The 15,243-nt window shown below is 33.4% G+C and carries 19 protein-coding genes; 10 read left to right on the plus strand and 9 right to left on the minus strand.

Translation table 11 applies throughout. The annotated features are described in order from the left end of the window. Positions 1 to 71 precede the first annotated feature (71 nt). The 3 genes from HCH28_RS03660 to HCH28_RS03670 form a co-directional block, all read right to left on the minus strand. Complete coding sequence (locus HCH28_RS03660; protein WP_221679827.1) at positions 72 to 518, minus strand: hypothetical protein; 447 nt, start codon at positions 516 to 518, stop codon at positions 72 to 74. A gap of 71 nt (positions 519 to 589) precedes the next feature. Continuing rightward, positions 590 to 862, minus strand: a complete 273-nt coding sequence (locus HCH28_RS03665; RefSeq protein ID WP_221679828.1) for a hypothetical protein — start codon at positions 860 to 862, stop codon at positions 590 to 592. A gap of 30 nt (positions 863 to 892) precedes the next feature. Beyond that, positions 893 to 1,090 (minus strand): helix-turn-helix transcriptional regulator, encoded by a 198-nt coding sequence (locus tag HCH28_RS03670; protein WP_221679829.1) that lies wholly within the window; start codon positions 1,088 to 1,090, stop codon positions 893 to 895. 162 nt (positions 1,091 to 1,252) lie between these two features. Between HCH28_RS03670 and HCH28_RS03675 the strand changes: the two genes are divergently transcribed. Together HCH28_RS03675 and HCH28_RS03680 are read left to right on the plus strand one after the other, a co-directional pair. Next, positions 1,253 to 2,152: a helix-turn-helix domain-containing protein gene (locus HCH28_RS03675; RefSeq protein ID WP_221679830.1), complete on the plus strand. Its 900-nt coding sequence runs from the start codon at positions 1,253 to 1,255 to the stop codon at positions 2,150 to 2,152. Between the two features lie 57 nt (positions 2,153 to 2,209). After that, positions 2,210 to 3,391, plus strand: a complete 1,182-nt coding sequence (locus tag HCH28_RS03680) for a site-specific integrase (protein WP_255600571.1) — start codon at positions 2,210 to 2,212, stop codon at positions 3,389 to 3,391. Positions 3,392 to 3,416: 25 nt separating this feature from the next. Here the strand turns inward: HCH28_RS03680 and HCH28_RS03685 are convergent, their stop codons facing one another. Continuing rightward, positions 3,417 to 4,025 (minus strand): YpjP family protein, encoded by a 609-nt coding sequence (locus tag HCH28_RS03685; protein ID WP_221679832.1) that lies wholly within the window; start codon positions 4,023 to 4,025, stop codon positions 3,417 to 3,419. Between the two features lie 1,448 nt (positions 4,026 to 5,473). Then, on the minus strand, positions 5,474 to 6,055 hold the full coding sequence (locus HCH28_RS03690) for a TetR/AcrR family transcriptional regulator (protein ID WP_221679834.1): 582 nt from the start codon (positions 6,053 to 6,055) through the stop codon (positions 5,474 to 5,476). Between the two features lie 268 nt (positions 6,056 to 6,323). Between HCH28_RS03690 and HCH28_RS03695 the strand changes: the two genes are divergently transcribed. From HCH28_RS03695 to HCH28_RS03705, 3 genes are all read left to right on the plus strand, one after another. After that, positions 6,324 to 7,034, plus strand: a complete 711-nt coding sequence (locus tag HCH28_RS03695; protein ID WP_221679836.1) for a DsbA family oxidoreductase — start codon at positions 6,324 to 6,326, stop codon at positions 7,032 to 7,034. A gap of 115 nt (positions 7,035 to 7,149) precedes the next feature. Further along, complete coding sequence (locus HCH28_RS03700) at positions 7,150 to 7,812, plus strand: SDR family NAD(P)-dependent oxidoreductase (RefSeq protein WP_221679838.1); 663 nt, start codon at positions 7,150 to 7,152, stop codon at positions 7,810 to 7,812. A 94-nt stretch (positions 7,813 to 7,906) separates the two neighbouring features. Beyond that, positions 7,907 to 8,551 carry an NAD(P)-dependent oxidoreductase gene (locus tag HCH28_RS03705; RefSeq protein WP_221679840.1) on the plus strand — a complete coding sequence of 215 codons (645 nt, stop codon included), beginning with the start codon at positions 7,907 to 7,909 and terminating at the stop codon, positions 8,549 to 8,551. A gap of 320 nt (positions 8,552 to 8,871) precedes the next feature. Here the strand turns inward: HCH28_RS03705 and HCH28_RS03710 are convergent, their stop codons facing one another. After that, on the minus strand, positions 8,872 to 9,171 hold the full coding sequence (locus HCH28_RS03710) for a helix-turn-helix domain-containing protein (RefSeq protein ID WP_221679842.1): 300 nt from the start codon (positions 9,169 to 9,171) through the stop codon (positions 8,872 to 8,874). A 286-nt stretch (positions 9,172 to 9,457) separates the two neighbouring features. Here HCH28_RS03710 and HCH28_RS03715 point away from each other — a divergent pair, with 286 nt between their 5' ends. The 3 genes from HCH28_RS03715 to HCH28_RS03725 are packed head-to-tail and all read left to right on the plus strand — an operon-like array spanning position 9,458 to position 11,201. Further along, positions 9,458 to 9,667, plus strand: coding sequence for a hypothetical protein (locus HCH28_RS03715; protein WP_016993944.1), 210 nt, complete (start codon positions 9,458 to 9,460; stop codon positions 9,665 to 9,667). A 12-nt stretch (positions 9,668 to 9,679) separates the two neighbouring features. Beyond that, on the plus strand, positions 9,680 to 10,042 hold the full coding sequence (locus HCH28_RS03720; RefSeq protein ID WP_221679844.1) for a spore coat protein: 363 nt from the start codon (positions 9,680 to 9,682) through the stop codon (positions 10,040 to 10,042). 22 nt (positions 10,043 to 10,064) lie between these two features. Next, positions 10,065 to 11,201 (plus strand): zinc-dependent alcohol dehydrogenase, encoded by a 1,137-nt coding sequence (locus tag HCH28_RS03725; protein WP_221679845.1) that lies wholly within the window; start codon positions 10,065 to 10,067, stop codon positions 11,199 to 11,201. An 84-nt stretch (positions 11,202 to 11,285) separates the two neighbouring features. Here the strand turns inward: HCH28_RS03725 and HCH28_RS03730 are convergent, their stop codons facing one another. After that, the gene (locus HCH28_RS03730) at positions 11,286 to 12,071 is read right to left on the minus strand and encodes a cupin domain-containing protein (protein ID WP_221679846.1); all 786 of its coding nucleotides are present in this window, start codon (positions 12,069 to 12,071) and stop codon (positions 11,286 to 11,288) included. A gap of 364 nt (positions 12,072 to 12,435) precedes the next feature. Between HCH28_RS03730 and HCH28_RS03735 the strand changes: the two genes are divergently transcribed. Both HCH28_RS03735 and HCH28_RS24870 read left to right on the plus strand, forming a co-directional pair. Further along, complete coding sequence (locus HCH28_RS03735; RefSeq protein ID WP_221679847.1) at positions 12,436 to 13,116, plus strand: DUF1541 domain-containing protein; 681 nt, start codon at positions 12,436 to 12,438, stop codon at positions 13,114 to 13,116. A gap of 422 nt (positions 13,117 to 13,538) precedes the next feature. Then, a complete protein-coding gene (locus HCH28_RS24870) occupies positions 13,539 to 13,787 on the plus strand; it encodes a YetF domain-containing protein (protein WP_370635294.1) in 249 nt (82 codons plus the stop codon). Between the two features lie 15 nt (positions 13,788 to 13,802). Here HCH28_RS24870 and HCH28_RS03745 read toward each other — a convergent pair whose 3' ends face one another. Both HCH28_RS03745 and HCH28_RS03750 read right to left on the minus strand, forming a co-directional pair. Next, on the minus strand, positions 13,803 to 14,411 hold the full coding sequence (locus tag HCH28_RS03745) for a hypothetical protein (protein ID WP_221679848.1): 609 nt from the start codon (positions 14,409 to 14,411) through the stop codon (positions 13,803 to 13,805). Positions 14,412 to 14,849: 438 nt separating this feature from the next. Further along, the gene (locus tag HCH28_RS03750; RefSeq protein WP_221679849.1) at positions 14,850 to 15,209 is read right to left on the minus strand and encodes a DUF1304 domain-containing protein; all 360 of its coding nucleotides are present in this window, start codon (positions 15,207 to 15,209) and stop codon (positions 14,850 to 14,852) included. Positions 15,210 to 15,243: the final 34 nt, after the last annotated feature.

Raw genomic sequence — 15,243 nt, forward strand, 5'->3', positions numbered from 1 at the left:
GTTAGAATTCAGGACTCAAGCCGCTTAATACATTTTTTATTATTTCCACTGTCTACTTGACGGGGTGCAGTTCACATTTCGATATTTCCGCGTCTCCGAGCACCTTCTGGCAATTCTCCTTTAGCAATAATGTGGATACCATTACCACTAACAGAAACTTCACTATAACTGCACATCATATCGATGAATTCTGAAACAATGTTATTGTCATGATCGTCATTGTGAAATCTTTCAATTTCTTCTTTTACTCCATCAATATCAATCCCAAAGTAAGGTGATTTGAAGAAAAAACCTAATCCATCTAAATTGAATTTTTCAATAGCCTCTATTGCTGTTTCGAAATCTGACCAAGTATTTTCATCGTTACTCTTTGCTGGTGAGCCATCATAAGCACTCACTGGAATTTTCGTCATTTTATTTTCACGTGGTTGCAGCTTAAAGCAACACCATTGCTTAAGTTCTTTTAATTCTTCGGGTATTTTTTCTTCAGTGATTATTATTTTTTCCTTTATTGCCACTTTCTCACCACCTTGCTGCTACGACATTTGTTGTTTTTTCTTACACGCTCACCAAAAGCTTTTTATATTTTTCACCATTCTGTACGTAAAATTTCCGTTATTACCTCTATTGTTGGTTTATAAAAATACCAACGTTTTCTGTTCTTTTTAACTTCATGTAATTTAATTCGTGGATCACGCAAGAATTCTTCCTCTATAAAACGCTCACTCATTGATAATTTTTTCGCTAAACCTTTTACATCAATCAAAAGTAAAGTACTTTCAACAATTTCGTTTACACGCTTTTCTAATTGTTCTCTAATTATTTTTTCATCAACTTCAATTATTATTTCTGCTGGAATCATGGTTACACTCCTTTTTGAATTGTATTTCCGTCATTCTTTTGCAAAAATAAAAAGTTGTAACTCTTTATTGATTTTAAACAACAACTTTGCACTCGGTAAATATCTACCATTTTCTAAATCAGAAAGATATGTCCTTGAAATATCAAGTTTTTCAGCTAATTCATATTGCTTTAAACTAACTTCTGAACGCTTCTTTTTTATAAGATATCCGATTTCTTTTGAGTTCATTCATTTCACCACCACATAACTTGTAATACATTCACAATGTAATTGTATTGTATTTCCGTCATAATTTCAAGCGCTTTAATTATTTTTCCGTCAAAAAAAGATTATATTACTTGTATTTCCGACAATAAAAAAATATGATATACAAAAGGAGGATTTTAAAACATGACTGTGGGAAAGAAATTAAAGGAATTCAGAAAAGGTGTAAAATTAAATCAAACCGTATTTGCCGAAAAAGCTGGAATCTCAAGAACCTATTTAAGTGACGTTGAAAACGATCGATACAAGCCTAGCATTCCATTTTTAAAAAAAGTATCTAACGCATTAGCTGGTGCAGGTGGGAGAATATTAATAAACGACACTTATTATGAAAATAATTCTGAAACTATGTACAATATTATTTATAATTCACTAATGGAACATGCCGGGTATATTGATGAACAAATAAACAATGCTTTCGAAAATGCTGAAAAAAATTCATTTCACAAATTACTTGGAAAAGAAAATGATGAATTAAATTTCAAAAAATTTCTTGAAATTATGTACCAAAAGGATAAAAACTATGATTTCATTTTCGATTTATCTACAAAAACAAAAATCGATATTAATACATTCAATAAAATAATGAGTGGTCAAGAAAATGAAGTTGAATTTACAAACGATGAAGTTACTTTGATTGCTGATTATTTCGATTATCCGTTTACATTTATTTATCTACTAACAAATAATCGACAAAATTTATTTGGGGTCCCAATCACAAAAAAAATATTAGAGGGACTAGTTCATACAAACAAATATTCTTTAGAACAACTAAGAAATATTATTAATGATATCGATGAATCTAAAGCAAATGATGAAAAATACGAAAATCTTCTAAGAAACTACAATGTTGTTAAAAGTACTTTGGATTTCGATTGTTACTTTAAATCAAAAGTATATAACGGAAAAAAAAGAATGGATTTAAATGATGTTCTACATTCTGAAGATATAACTTACAAAGGTAAAATAATAAATAAAAAACAAAGAGAATTAATTTCGAACCTTGTTGCTGAAATATTAAAATAAATTGATTCCATCCCTACACACATGCTCACCAAAAGCGACGAAGGGAATGTAATTAAATTGGAATTAGTTAAATCAACGAAAGAAAAAGAAGTCTATTCTTACCTCAATAATAAAGGTGAAAAACTGTGGATGTTCCGCCACAAATACTATGATGAATTAACTGGTAAACGTAAAGAAAAGAAAAAAAGTGGTTTTAAAACAGAAAAAGCAGCGATAAAAGCCCTTGTGGATGTAAAGGCTCAAACGCTGCGTGGTGAAACAAAATATATAGAAAATGATAACCTAACTGTAACACAATGGCTAGATATTTGGTTCGAATCCAATAAAAGCAAGTGGAAACTTGGAACGATAACACAACGTGAAATCATTATAAGGCTTAATATTAAACCGTATATTGGTCATATCAAATTACAAAAACTAGACAGATTAACATATCAAAAAAGTTTAATAAATGCCTTAGAAAAGAAATATGAACCTAGCTCAATTCGACTTATACACTCAATCTTTTTAATCGCTATTAATGCTGCGGTTGAAGATGAAATAATCCCTCGAAACAAATTTAAAGGAGTAAGCTTACCTTCTACTCGGAAAAAAGAAGTTGAGTTATCAGTACTAACATCTGATCAACTAAGTACAATGCTTACTTACACAAAAGATAATGAGGATGAAACGTACTATTCAATTTTACTGTTACTGTCTTATACAGGAATGCGTAAAGGTGAAGCATTAGGTCTTCAATGGAAGGATATTGACTTTGAGACACAAACAATTAGTATTATGCGGAATAGAACTAGGTATGGTACGGGCTCAACTAAAACAAAAAATAGTGAACGCAAAATCAAAGTTGGTAAGAATGTAATTGATCAGTTAAACCGTTATCAAAAAGTTATTAAAGTAAAATTACTATCATTCGGGAAAAAACTAGAAGATGAAGACTATGTATTCCACTCTTTGGAAAGTATGATTCCAATGCCATTAACAACGTTACACAAAGGATTTAAAAGAATTATTCAACGCGCTGGACTAAAGGAGTGTACACTCCATTCTCTTAGACATTCACATGCAACAATATTAATGAACGACGGTGTACCAGTAAGAGCCATTGCCGAACGTTTAGGGAACACGCCTGAAATGATATACACAACTTACGGTCATGTATTGAGAGAAATGGAAGATAGAATTATCGATACTTTTGATCGTGCTATCGAAATTGGGGCTAAAAATGGGGCTAATCTCTAAGAGACAGCCCCAAAACCCTTATATATCATGACAACCACTTAGGTGGTGTGTTTTTTTCCCAATAGATATCGCCAAGGTTGTTGTGTGCCATGAAGTTGTCCTCGACACTGTGGTAATGGAAGTTGTAGTAGTAGCCTTCCTGCGGTCTTTTTTCTGTGCGCACATGGAAGCGAATTAAATCTGTGCCAGTTTCATTGTTGATGACATTGAAAATTTTCTCACCGTAATTACCGCTTGGCCTTTCAGAGATGGTTAAAGATGCAGCAGTTTGATCATCAAGATTAGCCACTGTCATTGCAATGGCTTCCTCCATTTTCGGGAAGATGATGCTGTCGAATTCATTGCTAATTTTTGGACCAATTTTTGTGCCAAATTTTATGTACGATTGTTCTCTAGCTGCATCTACGAGTAAGGCATTATAATCAATTGCTTCCTCTTGTATTTGTAGCTGCTCGTCATTGCTATCATCATGCTCAGCAGCTAAAGCAGTGCTTGTCCCTGATGAGGGGCCGATGGATGCACGGTTCGAAGGATTTTGATCAAATGCTTCCCAAATCTCATGTGTAGGCGTTATTAAACCAAATGTTAAAAACGCAACCATGATGACTATACTTTTCTTAACCCACGTTTTCATTTATTGTCACCTACTCTTTATGTACAAATTGGTAATTCTCCTATTATTATATACGTTCTCGCCATTAAAAGGTTTCATATTTCTATAATTCATTGTACAATATTTATGAATAATGTGTCGTTTTTTTAAAGGAGGTACAAAGCATGAGCATCGCAATGGGTATTGGTCTTTTATTAATGTTAGGTTACTTATCATCTTTATGTTTCACGGACTAATTTTTATATTTTGTAATATGTACCCTACAAAGCCCCCAAAAGCCTGTTACATATAGCTTTTAGGGGCTTTTTATTTTTCTTTATCCTTGCATAGTAACGCAAAATAATGCACAGTTATTAACTCAATTTTTCGAAAAATTTGCTAATCTAAAATTTTATAATTTCGGTGAAGTTAAGCAAATAAAGTTTTTTGTATTTATTAATAAATCAAATAACCTATTGCATGGTGCTACCATTCATAAAATGTATTGAGATACGATTTTAAAAGCTAGTATATTAAACTATGATGGTGAACCAAAAATTACTTTTCATGATTTACGTCATACCCATGCAACAATTTTATTAACAGCGACCAGAACTTAAAAGCTATTGCTCAGCGCTTAGAGAATACACCAGCAATGATTTATGAAATTTACGGCCATGTAATGAAAGAATTAGAAGAACAATCAGTGGAGGTTTTCAGTAGAAGTTTGGAATGCGGAACTGGTGTTGCTTTGAAATAAAGTTTGAGCAAAAATACTCTGAAACCCCTTATTTTACGTTAAAGTAAGAAGAATCCCTTTTGAAAAAAGATTAATCAAAAGGGATTTTTCTTTAGCAGTTTTAAGTTAGGTTGTTATAAAAAAGTTTGATATTTTCTACCTGTTTTGCTCAACAATATTGCCCGATTGGTAAATATCAAGCCTTTTACTTAGCTGATCATTAAAAACCAGCCCTCTTATGTGCCACTTTTTATATCAAAAATTATCAGTTGAATAATTAACTATTACGCATACAGTCCCATTGGTTTTCGCACATCAGAGTGTTCAGAAAGAGCTACTTTTTTGTTAATCTTTTAACACTAATTAATAGCTACACATTTCACAAAAGCCGATGCGTGTTGGCACACTCGGCTTTATTTGTTTTCTGTATCTTATCAATCCTTCTTTTTCTAGTTCTGATAGTACTCTAAAGCTTTTACAGTTTGCTCGCGATATCCTCCACCATCATAAAAAAAGAACAATGTTCCCTCCCTGTACTCCTTTTAATACAGTATCAACAATTTTATTTACACATGGGTTTTTCCAATCTAATGTGGTGCCAAGACCACATCACTACTTTATAACCCTCTTTTACAACTGCTTTTATCATCGCATCTGTATACTGTCCCTCAACATCAGTTATATTTTAAATAAAATTACTTTCTGCCTATGCTGTTTTACAATTGGGTACTTAAATAATAACTGAGTTTCATTAATAGAAATACTCACTTATTCCATTTGTGAATATTGGAAGGGATTTAGTCACTAGCTCTTCTGCTGAAATAGGTCTTCCATTATTATTCCACGTGTATGTTGCTCCGTAGATCCCCCAACTTAGTATAGTAGATAGGGTTGCTACAAATTGTTTATCTCCAATTAAAATGGTATTTTTAGTTTCTTTTAACACAAGATCAGCTATTAGCTTCTGTAACTCTTCTTTAATTTTACTTTCTATAATTGTTCCTAAAGAATTATAACCTTTATGGCATAAGTCGCTTAACTCTTTATGGTGATCACACATAGCTAGGAAAATGTTTGCAAGGACTTCCTCATTGAATCCACTGTGATTATTAATTCTTTTTTTTAATTTGTCTGTAAAAGTATTGGTGATTGTAGAATGTAACAACTCAAATTTATCTTCAAAGTGCGCATAAAATGTAGCGCGGTTAATAGTAGCTTTTTCAGCGATATCGCGTACCGTTATTTGGTTGAAGTCTTTTTCGCTAGTTAATGAAATAAATGCGTCTACTATCAATTGTCTTGTGCGAAGTATTCTCGGATCATTTTTTTCCATATCGTTTTTCTTCTCCTTATTGGGCTACATAATGATGTTTAAAAACGACAATATTACAGAAGTGTTGTGTAAACAACTTATTAGCCATTTTGGTGGTTGTTAATACTTCTATTTCATAATATCATAACTTAAACAACCAGTGTTGCCTAAATTACAAGTGTTGTTTTTCAAACCCAAAATGGTTGTGTTTTGTTTAAATCGCAGACGGAATAAATAATACATTAATCAATTTAGGCGAGAAAACTTTAAAAATAAGGAGGTTCAAAAGATGAAAGTAGAGATTTGGTCAGATTTTGTATGCCCGTTTTGTTATATGGGCAAACATAACTTTGAAATAGGGTTAGAACAGTTTGAACATAAAGAAAAAGTAGAAGTAGTATTTCGTAGTTTTCAATTAGATCCATATGCGAAAAAAAACACAGGTATGGATATCCATCAAGTTTCATCTTCCAAGCATGGTATCCCATATGAAAAAGCAAAAGAAAGGAATAATAAGTTGAAACAGCATGCGAAAAAGGTGGGGTTAGATTATCAATTAGATACAATGATTCCTACGAATTCATATGATGCACTTCGACTTTCGTATTATGCAAAAGAGAATGGGAAGATGGAGGAATATATGGATCGAATTATGAAGGCTCACTTCACGGATTCACTAGATATCGGTGACCCATCAACACTTGCCCAACTTGCAAATGAGTTAGGTCTTAATGCCAACGAAACTTTGAATGTTTTAGCAAATGATAAATATAGCGAGAAAATTGCAGCTGATAAAGCCGAAGGAATAAAAATTGGGGTTCAAGGCGTTCCCCTTTTCGTGGTGGATAACAAATATGCCATCTCAGGTGCGCAATCTAACCAAGTATTTTTAGAAACATTACAACAGGTTTGGAAAGAAGATTACGCGAATAATAAAGCTGAAGAGCAATTAGAGCCATCACTTGATAATTATTGTTCAGATGGAACATGTTCAAAATAAAGTTAAGAATAAAATCATTTTTATTTTGCTAAAGATCAAAAGGCGATCACATAAGGTAGTATTCAATAATGATAAAAATTTTTTGAAAAATTTGGAACTATGGAGGAATAAAACTATGAAAAATATTGTAATTGTTGGTGCAGGACCTGGATTAGGAATGTCTATTGCTAAAAAATTCGGACAAAATGGATTTCGTGTGGCGCTTATTGCCCGAAATGAAGAAAAGTTAAACCAACTGGTTAATGAATTAGAAGTTATAGGAGTTGAAGCAGTAGCATATCAAGCAGATATATTAAATAAAGCAGAAATTGGTTTAGCATTTGCAAAGATCAAAGAAAATTACGGATTTATTGATGTGCTTGAATATAGCCCTACTCCGAGTATCGATACAGTAGCAAATGCTTTGGAAGTAACGGAAGAAAATGCATTTTACCAATTTCAATTCAATGTTATGGGTGCAATATCAAGTATTCGAGAAGTCCTTCCAGATATGTTGGATAAACAAGAAGGTGCTTTGTTATTTACGACGGGTGCTGCCGCAATGAATCCAGTACCAATGATGGGTAATGTCGGAATTGCTGTTTCTGGCCTTCGAAATTATATATTAAATTTGAGCAATGAATTAAGGGACAAGGGTATTTATGCTGGGCATGTTTCGATTGGTATCTGGATGCAGCCAAATTCAGGAGTACAAGACAAAATCGCTGACATTTGGTATGACATGTATACCAAAAGAGATCGAGTTGAAGAATTAGTTACTGATGATCATGTGTCATAAAAGAGCCTTTAAGAATAAATTGACACGAATTTTGGTATAGAAATTAGATGCATTTTATTTAGGAACATAATACGCTCGAGGTGGTAGGAAAGGAATGAACATAACTATTTTTGGGGCAAGTGGGGCAATCGGTCATCTCCTAATGGAAATTGCATTAGACAACGGAGATCTTGTTACTGCTTATGTTAGAAATACTAAGAAGATCAAGATAAATCATTCGAATTTACGGCTTGTAAGAGGGGAACTCTCGGACACACCAGCCATTGAAACTGCAGTTGCAGAAGCTGATGTTGTAATTAGCACAATGGGGCCCCCGAATGATATATCTCGAAAGCTTAAAGGTACGCCAATTGCCGACGGACATGACCGGATTATCATAGCAATGAAGAAGTTCAACAAAAGGAGATTTATTACTCTAGCAACACCGGCCTTACAATCGAAAGATGATAAGAAAAACTTATCGACAGTTTTGCCAAGAATATTGGCAAAACTCTTCTTACCAAACGGTTATGCTGAAATGAAGAAGATGGAAAGGATTATTAAGCAATCCAACTTAGATTGGACTGTTGTAAGAATTATTAATCCTAATATAAAACACAATGGGCAACTTTATGGTTATTCGATTGGATATCAATCGGCTAAACTGTCTGTCTCTAGAGAGAATGTAGCAAAATTTATATATTCCACTATTGGACAAGGCACGTTAATAAGAAAAATGCCCATTGTTTATAATAATTAATCTATCTTTTAACGGTAACCTCTTGCGGATATCATACCCGAAGAGGTTACTTTTTATCAAATTTTATTAATGATCCATCTTTATTTTAAATAATCGAACTTTGTTTTAAATAATCAATCTTTTTTATAACTCTACAATATGCAGCTCTTTTTTCTTTATTGAACTAACGAAGCAGTTTAGTTCAAATAATCACAAATGAAACTTTAAATGGAAATTAACGACTTATTATGGAAAGAAGGATACTTATGAGGTTAAAATACTATTTCTTTTCAGTAGTAATAGTTTTTTTGTCAGGTTGCTCCAATGCTATTAACAAATCATCAGCAGATTGTTTTTTTTTGGATACCAATACCACATTTAGTTAACACTTCCATTTGTGAATAATTCCGTTGAATGTAGTCCTCCACAGCCGCTAACTTTAACTCTTTTGAATAGAATTTACATGAAGTCGCTTCTTGTAATCTTTCACGTCCACCTGCCTCAAATTTCATTTTCCATCTATGAAAAGTTTGATGATCAAATGAAAATCTTTCACACAATTCATTTATAGAATAGTGACCTTCCTCGAACAATTGAAGGATATGTAGTTTCAACTCGAGTGAATGTTTGCTTTGCCCCATAAAAAATACTCCCCTTAAATAAACAGATTTTATTTTTTAATCTGTCTACCTATTATATGCTATTCCGCATTTTCTTTAGACAAAGAGAAAAATGCCTAAAACAAATTTTCATAAGGTTTCAAGTTCATAAGTAATGTAATAAATGGGTTGAGTGAAAATAATGGAAGAAATTCAATTTTAAATCAGATTTTAGCTATCAATATAGTTTTTTAATCCAATGAGAATTTGTATAAATAACTTGCTAAAGGGAAGACTTTTTAAAGAAAATTATGGAGGTGCGAATTACGTGTTTGAGAAAAAATTAGCACTTCATGAAACCATGGAATTTCATGAAGTCATTAACTTTATGACAACTAGTTTACTTAAATCGAAGCTGAGTCAAGGTGTGGTCTTTGATGATGATTTAAGAGCGTTATTGGACAAAAATGTAAAATTATCTACCCCGGCACTCACTGCTATGGTTAAGCTCTACTCAAAATCGGAATTGGAATATTAGGAGGACAATTGTATGCAAGACTATTTAGATCCTATAAATTCAGTTGGGATGCCTGAACTAACTGATTCGGGGCTTGCTCTTGAGTTTTTACTTACAACCAAAACGGGTATTCGGAATCTTTCAATTGCCTTAACAGAAACAGCTTCTCCTGCTCTTCATAAAATCTTGAGAACTCAGCTGGATGTCATGGTCGATTTATATTTCGAAATTTCTGAACTGATGGTAAAAAAAGAATGGCTGAAGCCTTATGATCTTGCAGGTCAAAAGGAACTGGATATTAAATCTGCAGAAAATGCGATTAGTATTGCCCAGTTGGATTTATTCCCTAAAGATATGAATCGAAAAGGAATGTTCCCTACCCCACCGAAAAAATAAACGATAATGAGGGATTTTTTTAATGAAAGCTGTCACTTTTCAAGGTGTAAAAAATGTTGAGGTTAAAGAAGTACAAGACCCTAAAATAAAAAAAGCCGATGATATTGTTGTTCGTTTAACCACAACTGCCATTTGCGGATCAGACTTGCATTTGATTCATGGTATGATTCCGAATCTTGGACAAGATTATGTCATTGGTCATGAACCAATGGGTATTGTAGAAGAAGTTGGAAAAGATGTGACGAAGGTTAAAAAGGGTGACCGGATTGTCATTCCTTTTAATATTGCATGCGGGGAATGCTGGTACTGCAATCATGATCTGGAAAGTCAATGTGATAATGCAAACGATAATGGCGAAATGGGTGCCTACTTTGGTTATTCAGACACAACAGGCGGTTTTCCAGGAGGACAGGCAGAGTTTATGCGGGTGCCCTATGCCAATTTTATCCCTTTCAAAATTCCAGAGAAATCAGAAGTACCTGATGAAAGTCTTGTTCTCCTTGCCGATGCCGCCTCTACTGCTTTTTGGAGTGTAGATAATGCTGGTGTGAAGAAAGGAGATACTGTTATTATTCTTGGCTGCGGACCTGTTGGACTGCTAGCACAAAAATTTGCTTGGTTGAAAGGAGCAGAAAGAGTAATTGCAGTTGACTACATCGGGTATCGTCTGAAACATGCAAAGAAGACAAATAACGTCGAAATCGTTAATTTTGAAGACCATGAAAATTGTGGTGAATACTTGAAAGAGATTACCAAGGGCGGTGCAGACGTTGTCATTGATTGCGTAGGGATGAGCGGAAAAATGACGCCTCTAGAATTTCTTGCAAGTGGGATAAAACTTCAAGGTGGTGCTATGGGAGCCCTTGTCACGGCCAGTCAAGCTGTACGTAAAGGAGGAACAATCCAAATTACCGGTGTATACGGCGGTCGATACAACGCCTTCCCACTCGGAGATATATTCCAACGCAATGTAGCGATTCGTACTGGACAAGCCCCAGTTGTTCATATCATGCCTCATGTCTATAACTTAATGGCTGAAGGAAAAGTGAATGTCGGTGATATCATTACACATGTTCTCCCTCTTGAAAAAGCAAAACATGCATATGAAATATTCGATACAAAGCAAGAAGGTTGCATTAAAGTGGTTTTAAAACCCTAAATAGAAGAGTTTAGGTACTTTTGTCTCTGTATTGCAAAAGTACCTTAAAGTCTTTTACCTGTATCCATTATCTTTAAAGTTTTTCTACATATTTTTGCTTTGTTGTAGAAGTTTAGATTCCCCTGTCCGTTCCCATTCTTCCACTGTCTCATATGCCTCTACTGGAGAATATCCTTTACCTACTAGAACTCCCATAAGAATAAATTCCTGAAGAATGTGTGTTGGATTTACTCCTCTTTGAACATCCTCTAATCCTTCATTTACCAAGAATTCCGTGTACCGCACCCATTCATCTGGAGTCTTGCCAGAAATAACTGTATTTCCATTACTATTATTTTTATCCTTTTCACTAGCCATTGCTACAGCTTTAGTAGGGTGAACGGTTCCAAACGGATGGTTAGGCGGAGCATAGATAGAATAAAGTTTTAGTGGGACACTACCTATATTTGTTAAATTATGCCATGTTCCAGCAGGGATAAAAATAGCAAAATCATCATGGACATTTCTTTTAAAGGTTAAATTATCTTTACTCTTGCCCATTTGAGTTACCCCTTGACCCTGCTCTATACACAAGAATTGATCCACATTAGGATGCATTTCTAATCCAATATCTTCTCCGGGATTTAGACTCATTAATGTTAGCTGTAAATGCTTTCCTGTCCATAAAGCTGTACGATACGTATTGTTTTGCTTTGACGCCTCGTTAATATTAATAACAAATGGGTTAGCTCCATAATCTTTTAACATTATTTCATTAGAAGCATGACCATAAGGGTATGTCCAGTAATTCGGGTATTCCATATAATGATGGATTGATATATTTCCATAATAAGGGATTTGGTGTGGATACCCGTTAGATTGATAATACATTTAATTCATTCCCTTCACAGATTCATCATATTATCATATGCAATTGTTTTAGAAACGTCTTTCATTAAAAATTAGTTTTATGTATATCCAAAAAAACAAGAAATTTTGTCAAAGTAGCAATGATTACTGTTAAAGAAAATTTCCCCATATATCTATTAAATTTTTTAGGTTTTTTGCATTGTTGAAGATTTTAGAATACCCTGTACTTTCTCATTCCTCGACTGTCTCATATGCTTTTTCAAGAGAATAGCTTTCTCAGCCCTCATTATATATGAATGCTTTTTAAAAGTGTTAGGCTAAAAAACAAACATATTGACTAGCTAACCGTATACTAGCTTAGAAAGAGGAATGGAGGCAATCTAATATGCAAAATGGTAGCGGTCCGATGGGAATGAATTTAACTAGTGACACTCATCTAATAGAAGACGTTTCAAGAGCAATTAATTTAGAAGTTCATGCTTATAATTTTTATCAAAGATTAATTCAATTAACTCCCAATGAACAGTTCAGACAGATTATTTTAAGAATACAGCACGATGAAATAAAGCATTATCATTGGTTCACAATGATTTTAAGGATGATGGGTGGACAAGAACCACAAATTACGTTTGGGGAAATACCAAGAGATTTTAAAGAAGGTGTCCAAAAAGCGATTCAAAATGAATTAGAGGCTTCTGCTTATTATCAGGATATTGCATCAAAAGCAACAACTCATTATGTTCAAATGCACTTTATACATGCCTCACATGATGAACAACGACATGCAACTTGGTTACAAAATATATTGATGATGGACAATATGAAAATGAATAATTCAAGTTCAGGAGAAATTCTAGAAGGTTTAAAGGTAGCTGAAAATCCCGCTTTCCCAATAGGAAGTAAAGCTATTATAAATGCTGAACATATGCCTAACATGAAAGGAGCTGAAGCTACAATCATAGGTGCTTATGATACAACTGTGTATATGGTAGATTATATTTCTACTACAGGAGAAATGGTTAAAAATCATAAGTGGTTAGTAGAAAGTGAACTATCACCAAAATAATTCGGTATTATTTTACTGATTGTACAGAAAACTTAATAATTGATAAAAAACCCTCCTCAAAAAGAAGGACTTTAATCAATTATTGAGCCAACTTTCTATACATTTCCGCACATTTGCAACAAATTTTTGCATATTCTTGGCAATATGCATATTGAAATTTTCAACAATGCTATGCACATGATTCACAAATTTCTGTACATATGTTGCAAAATTTGCTTAGTAATAGCACTATTACAAGACATTAACGCCACCGCTTGTAAACAAATCTCTGTACAATCATTTAACCTTTCCAAGCAATTAATAATCAACAACAAAATTCAAAATATCTTCAATAGATAATTAGCCAAGAGTCGTAGTCCTCTTGGCTTTTATTATTTATTTTTAAAAAAAATATAACTTTATCAATTGTTTGTCGTATACTCTTGGAGCTTTTTACACAAGTTAATTCACATCTTTTAGAGTCTGCCTTTATAAAAAATAGAATGCATATGGAAGAGTTAACAATGATGTTACGCGAACAAGCTATTTTCTCTGTACAAGATGTACAATATGCATTACTTGAGATAGATGGTAAACTCAGTGTTTTACCAAAAACTTCTGAACAGGTTGCGACAAAACAGGGTGTCAAAGCAGATATCTCACAAGCCTACCTACAAACATTTTGGATTTGATAGAACTTATCTCTTTTATTTATCCGTCCATAGAACTTTGTAAAAATATGCAAGTTCAGCTCCTTCAATACCCGGGGGTAGTTCCCCATTTCTGCCTCTACCAGAATATAGTTCGTTTTTAGTAGTGCCTAGCCACGCTGTTAAATAAATAGGTTTATTTTTTTCTAAAGTCATTTTTTCGTCAATTAGTAAGCTGAAAGATGAAGTTGTCATGTTATTCGAATAAAATGTTGTGGCAAGCCCAGAAGGTATACCATTTAACAGTTTTAAAGAATGGTCTTCGTCCCTACTGTCACTTATTCCAAAAGAAATAAGGCTATCATTATATTTTGTTTCGAGTTCACCCCAAGTCTTTAGTAACTCCTCTTTAAACTTCCCATTTTCAAACACTTCCACTGAAAATTGCAAATCATCATCTTCTTTCAAAGTGCCATTCAACTTGAAAAAATTAATTTGCTCTACACCTGTTTTACTGATGAGTAAGGTTTCTTTTTCACTCATGTTGTAGGGCTCAATGGTTATTTTAGTATCTGATGGGGATTTTTCCTTTTCAACTCCTGCACATCCAATTAAAAACAACAAGGTGAACATTATTAACAAGCTGTAACCTGTAAAGTACCACATTTTCGCCCTCCCATTTACGAGTGTTTCATTAAATTATTTCAAATTATACCCATTTTTGCAATAAGCATTACTACCTTCAATGGCCCTATAGCAAATAAACAACCACTCTCTACATGAGTGTTTTAATTGAAATTAAATTTGTCCTGTCCTAGCTTTCGCTTAGCTGAGCGTATATCGATGGTAGGTAATAGCTCGAAGAATATTTCCATCAAAAATTATATCATTTAATCTTTTTAACTCATTGAACAATAATACTTTTTCTAACAGTTATAGATGCATCAAGCATTTATTTAAAAAGAACAGTATCCAAATACCTTTGCTGTGGCTTTGGCTTCTGCTTATATCTTTGATAAAGCTCCTGATATGTAGGATAGGGTGACAAGTTTACATTAAGTTTTTATGATTAAATAACATCTTACGCATACTGTAGAAATTCCTTTAAAAAAATAAACTAATAAGTGCTAAAATAGCAGGTCCACCTTGTTTTAATAGAATCGATTTAGAGCTTGTTAAGCTACCATACAAAGCGACAATAATTACAAAGATTAAAAAAATGGCGACCATTTCCGTTTGCTGATGTGACAAAAATAATCCATACAATAAGGCGATCGCAATCAGACCATTATAAACGCCTTGATTTTTGAAAAGAACTTGAACATTTCCATTTTCTAACGCTACTTCAGACAGATTAAATGTTCTTGCTGTTCTTTTAGAAGTAGTAGCAAACGTTTCTAAATACATAATATACAAATGCTCAGCTGCTACGACTAAGCTTAAAATAAAAGTTAATGAAGACATCCTATTCACTCCTAAAAAATCTTTAAAAAAAGCA

The sequence above is a fragment of the Lysinibacillus sp. K60 genome (assembly GCF_019731275.1).
Lineage (GTDB): Bacteria > Bacillota > Bacilli > Bacillales_A > Planococcaceae > Lysinibacillus > Lysinibacillus capsici.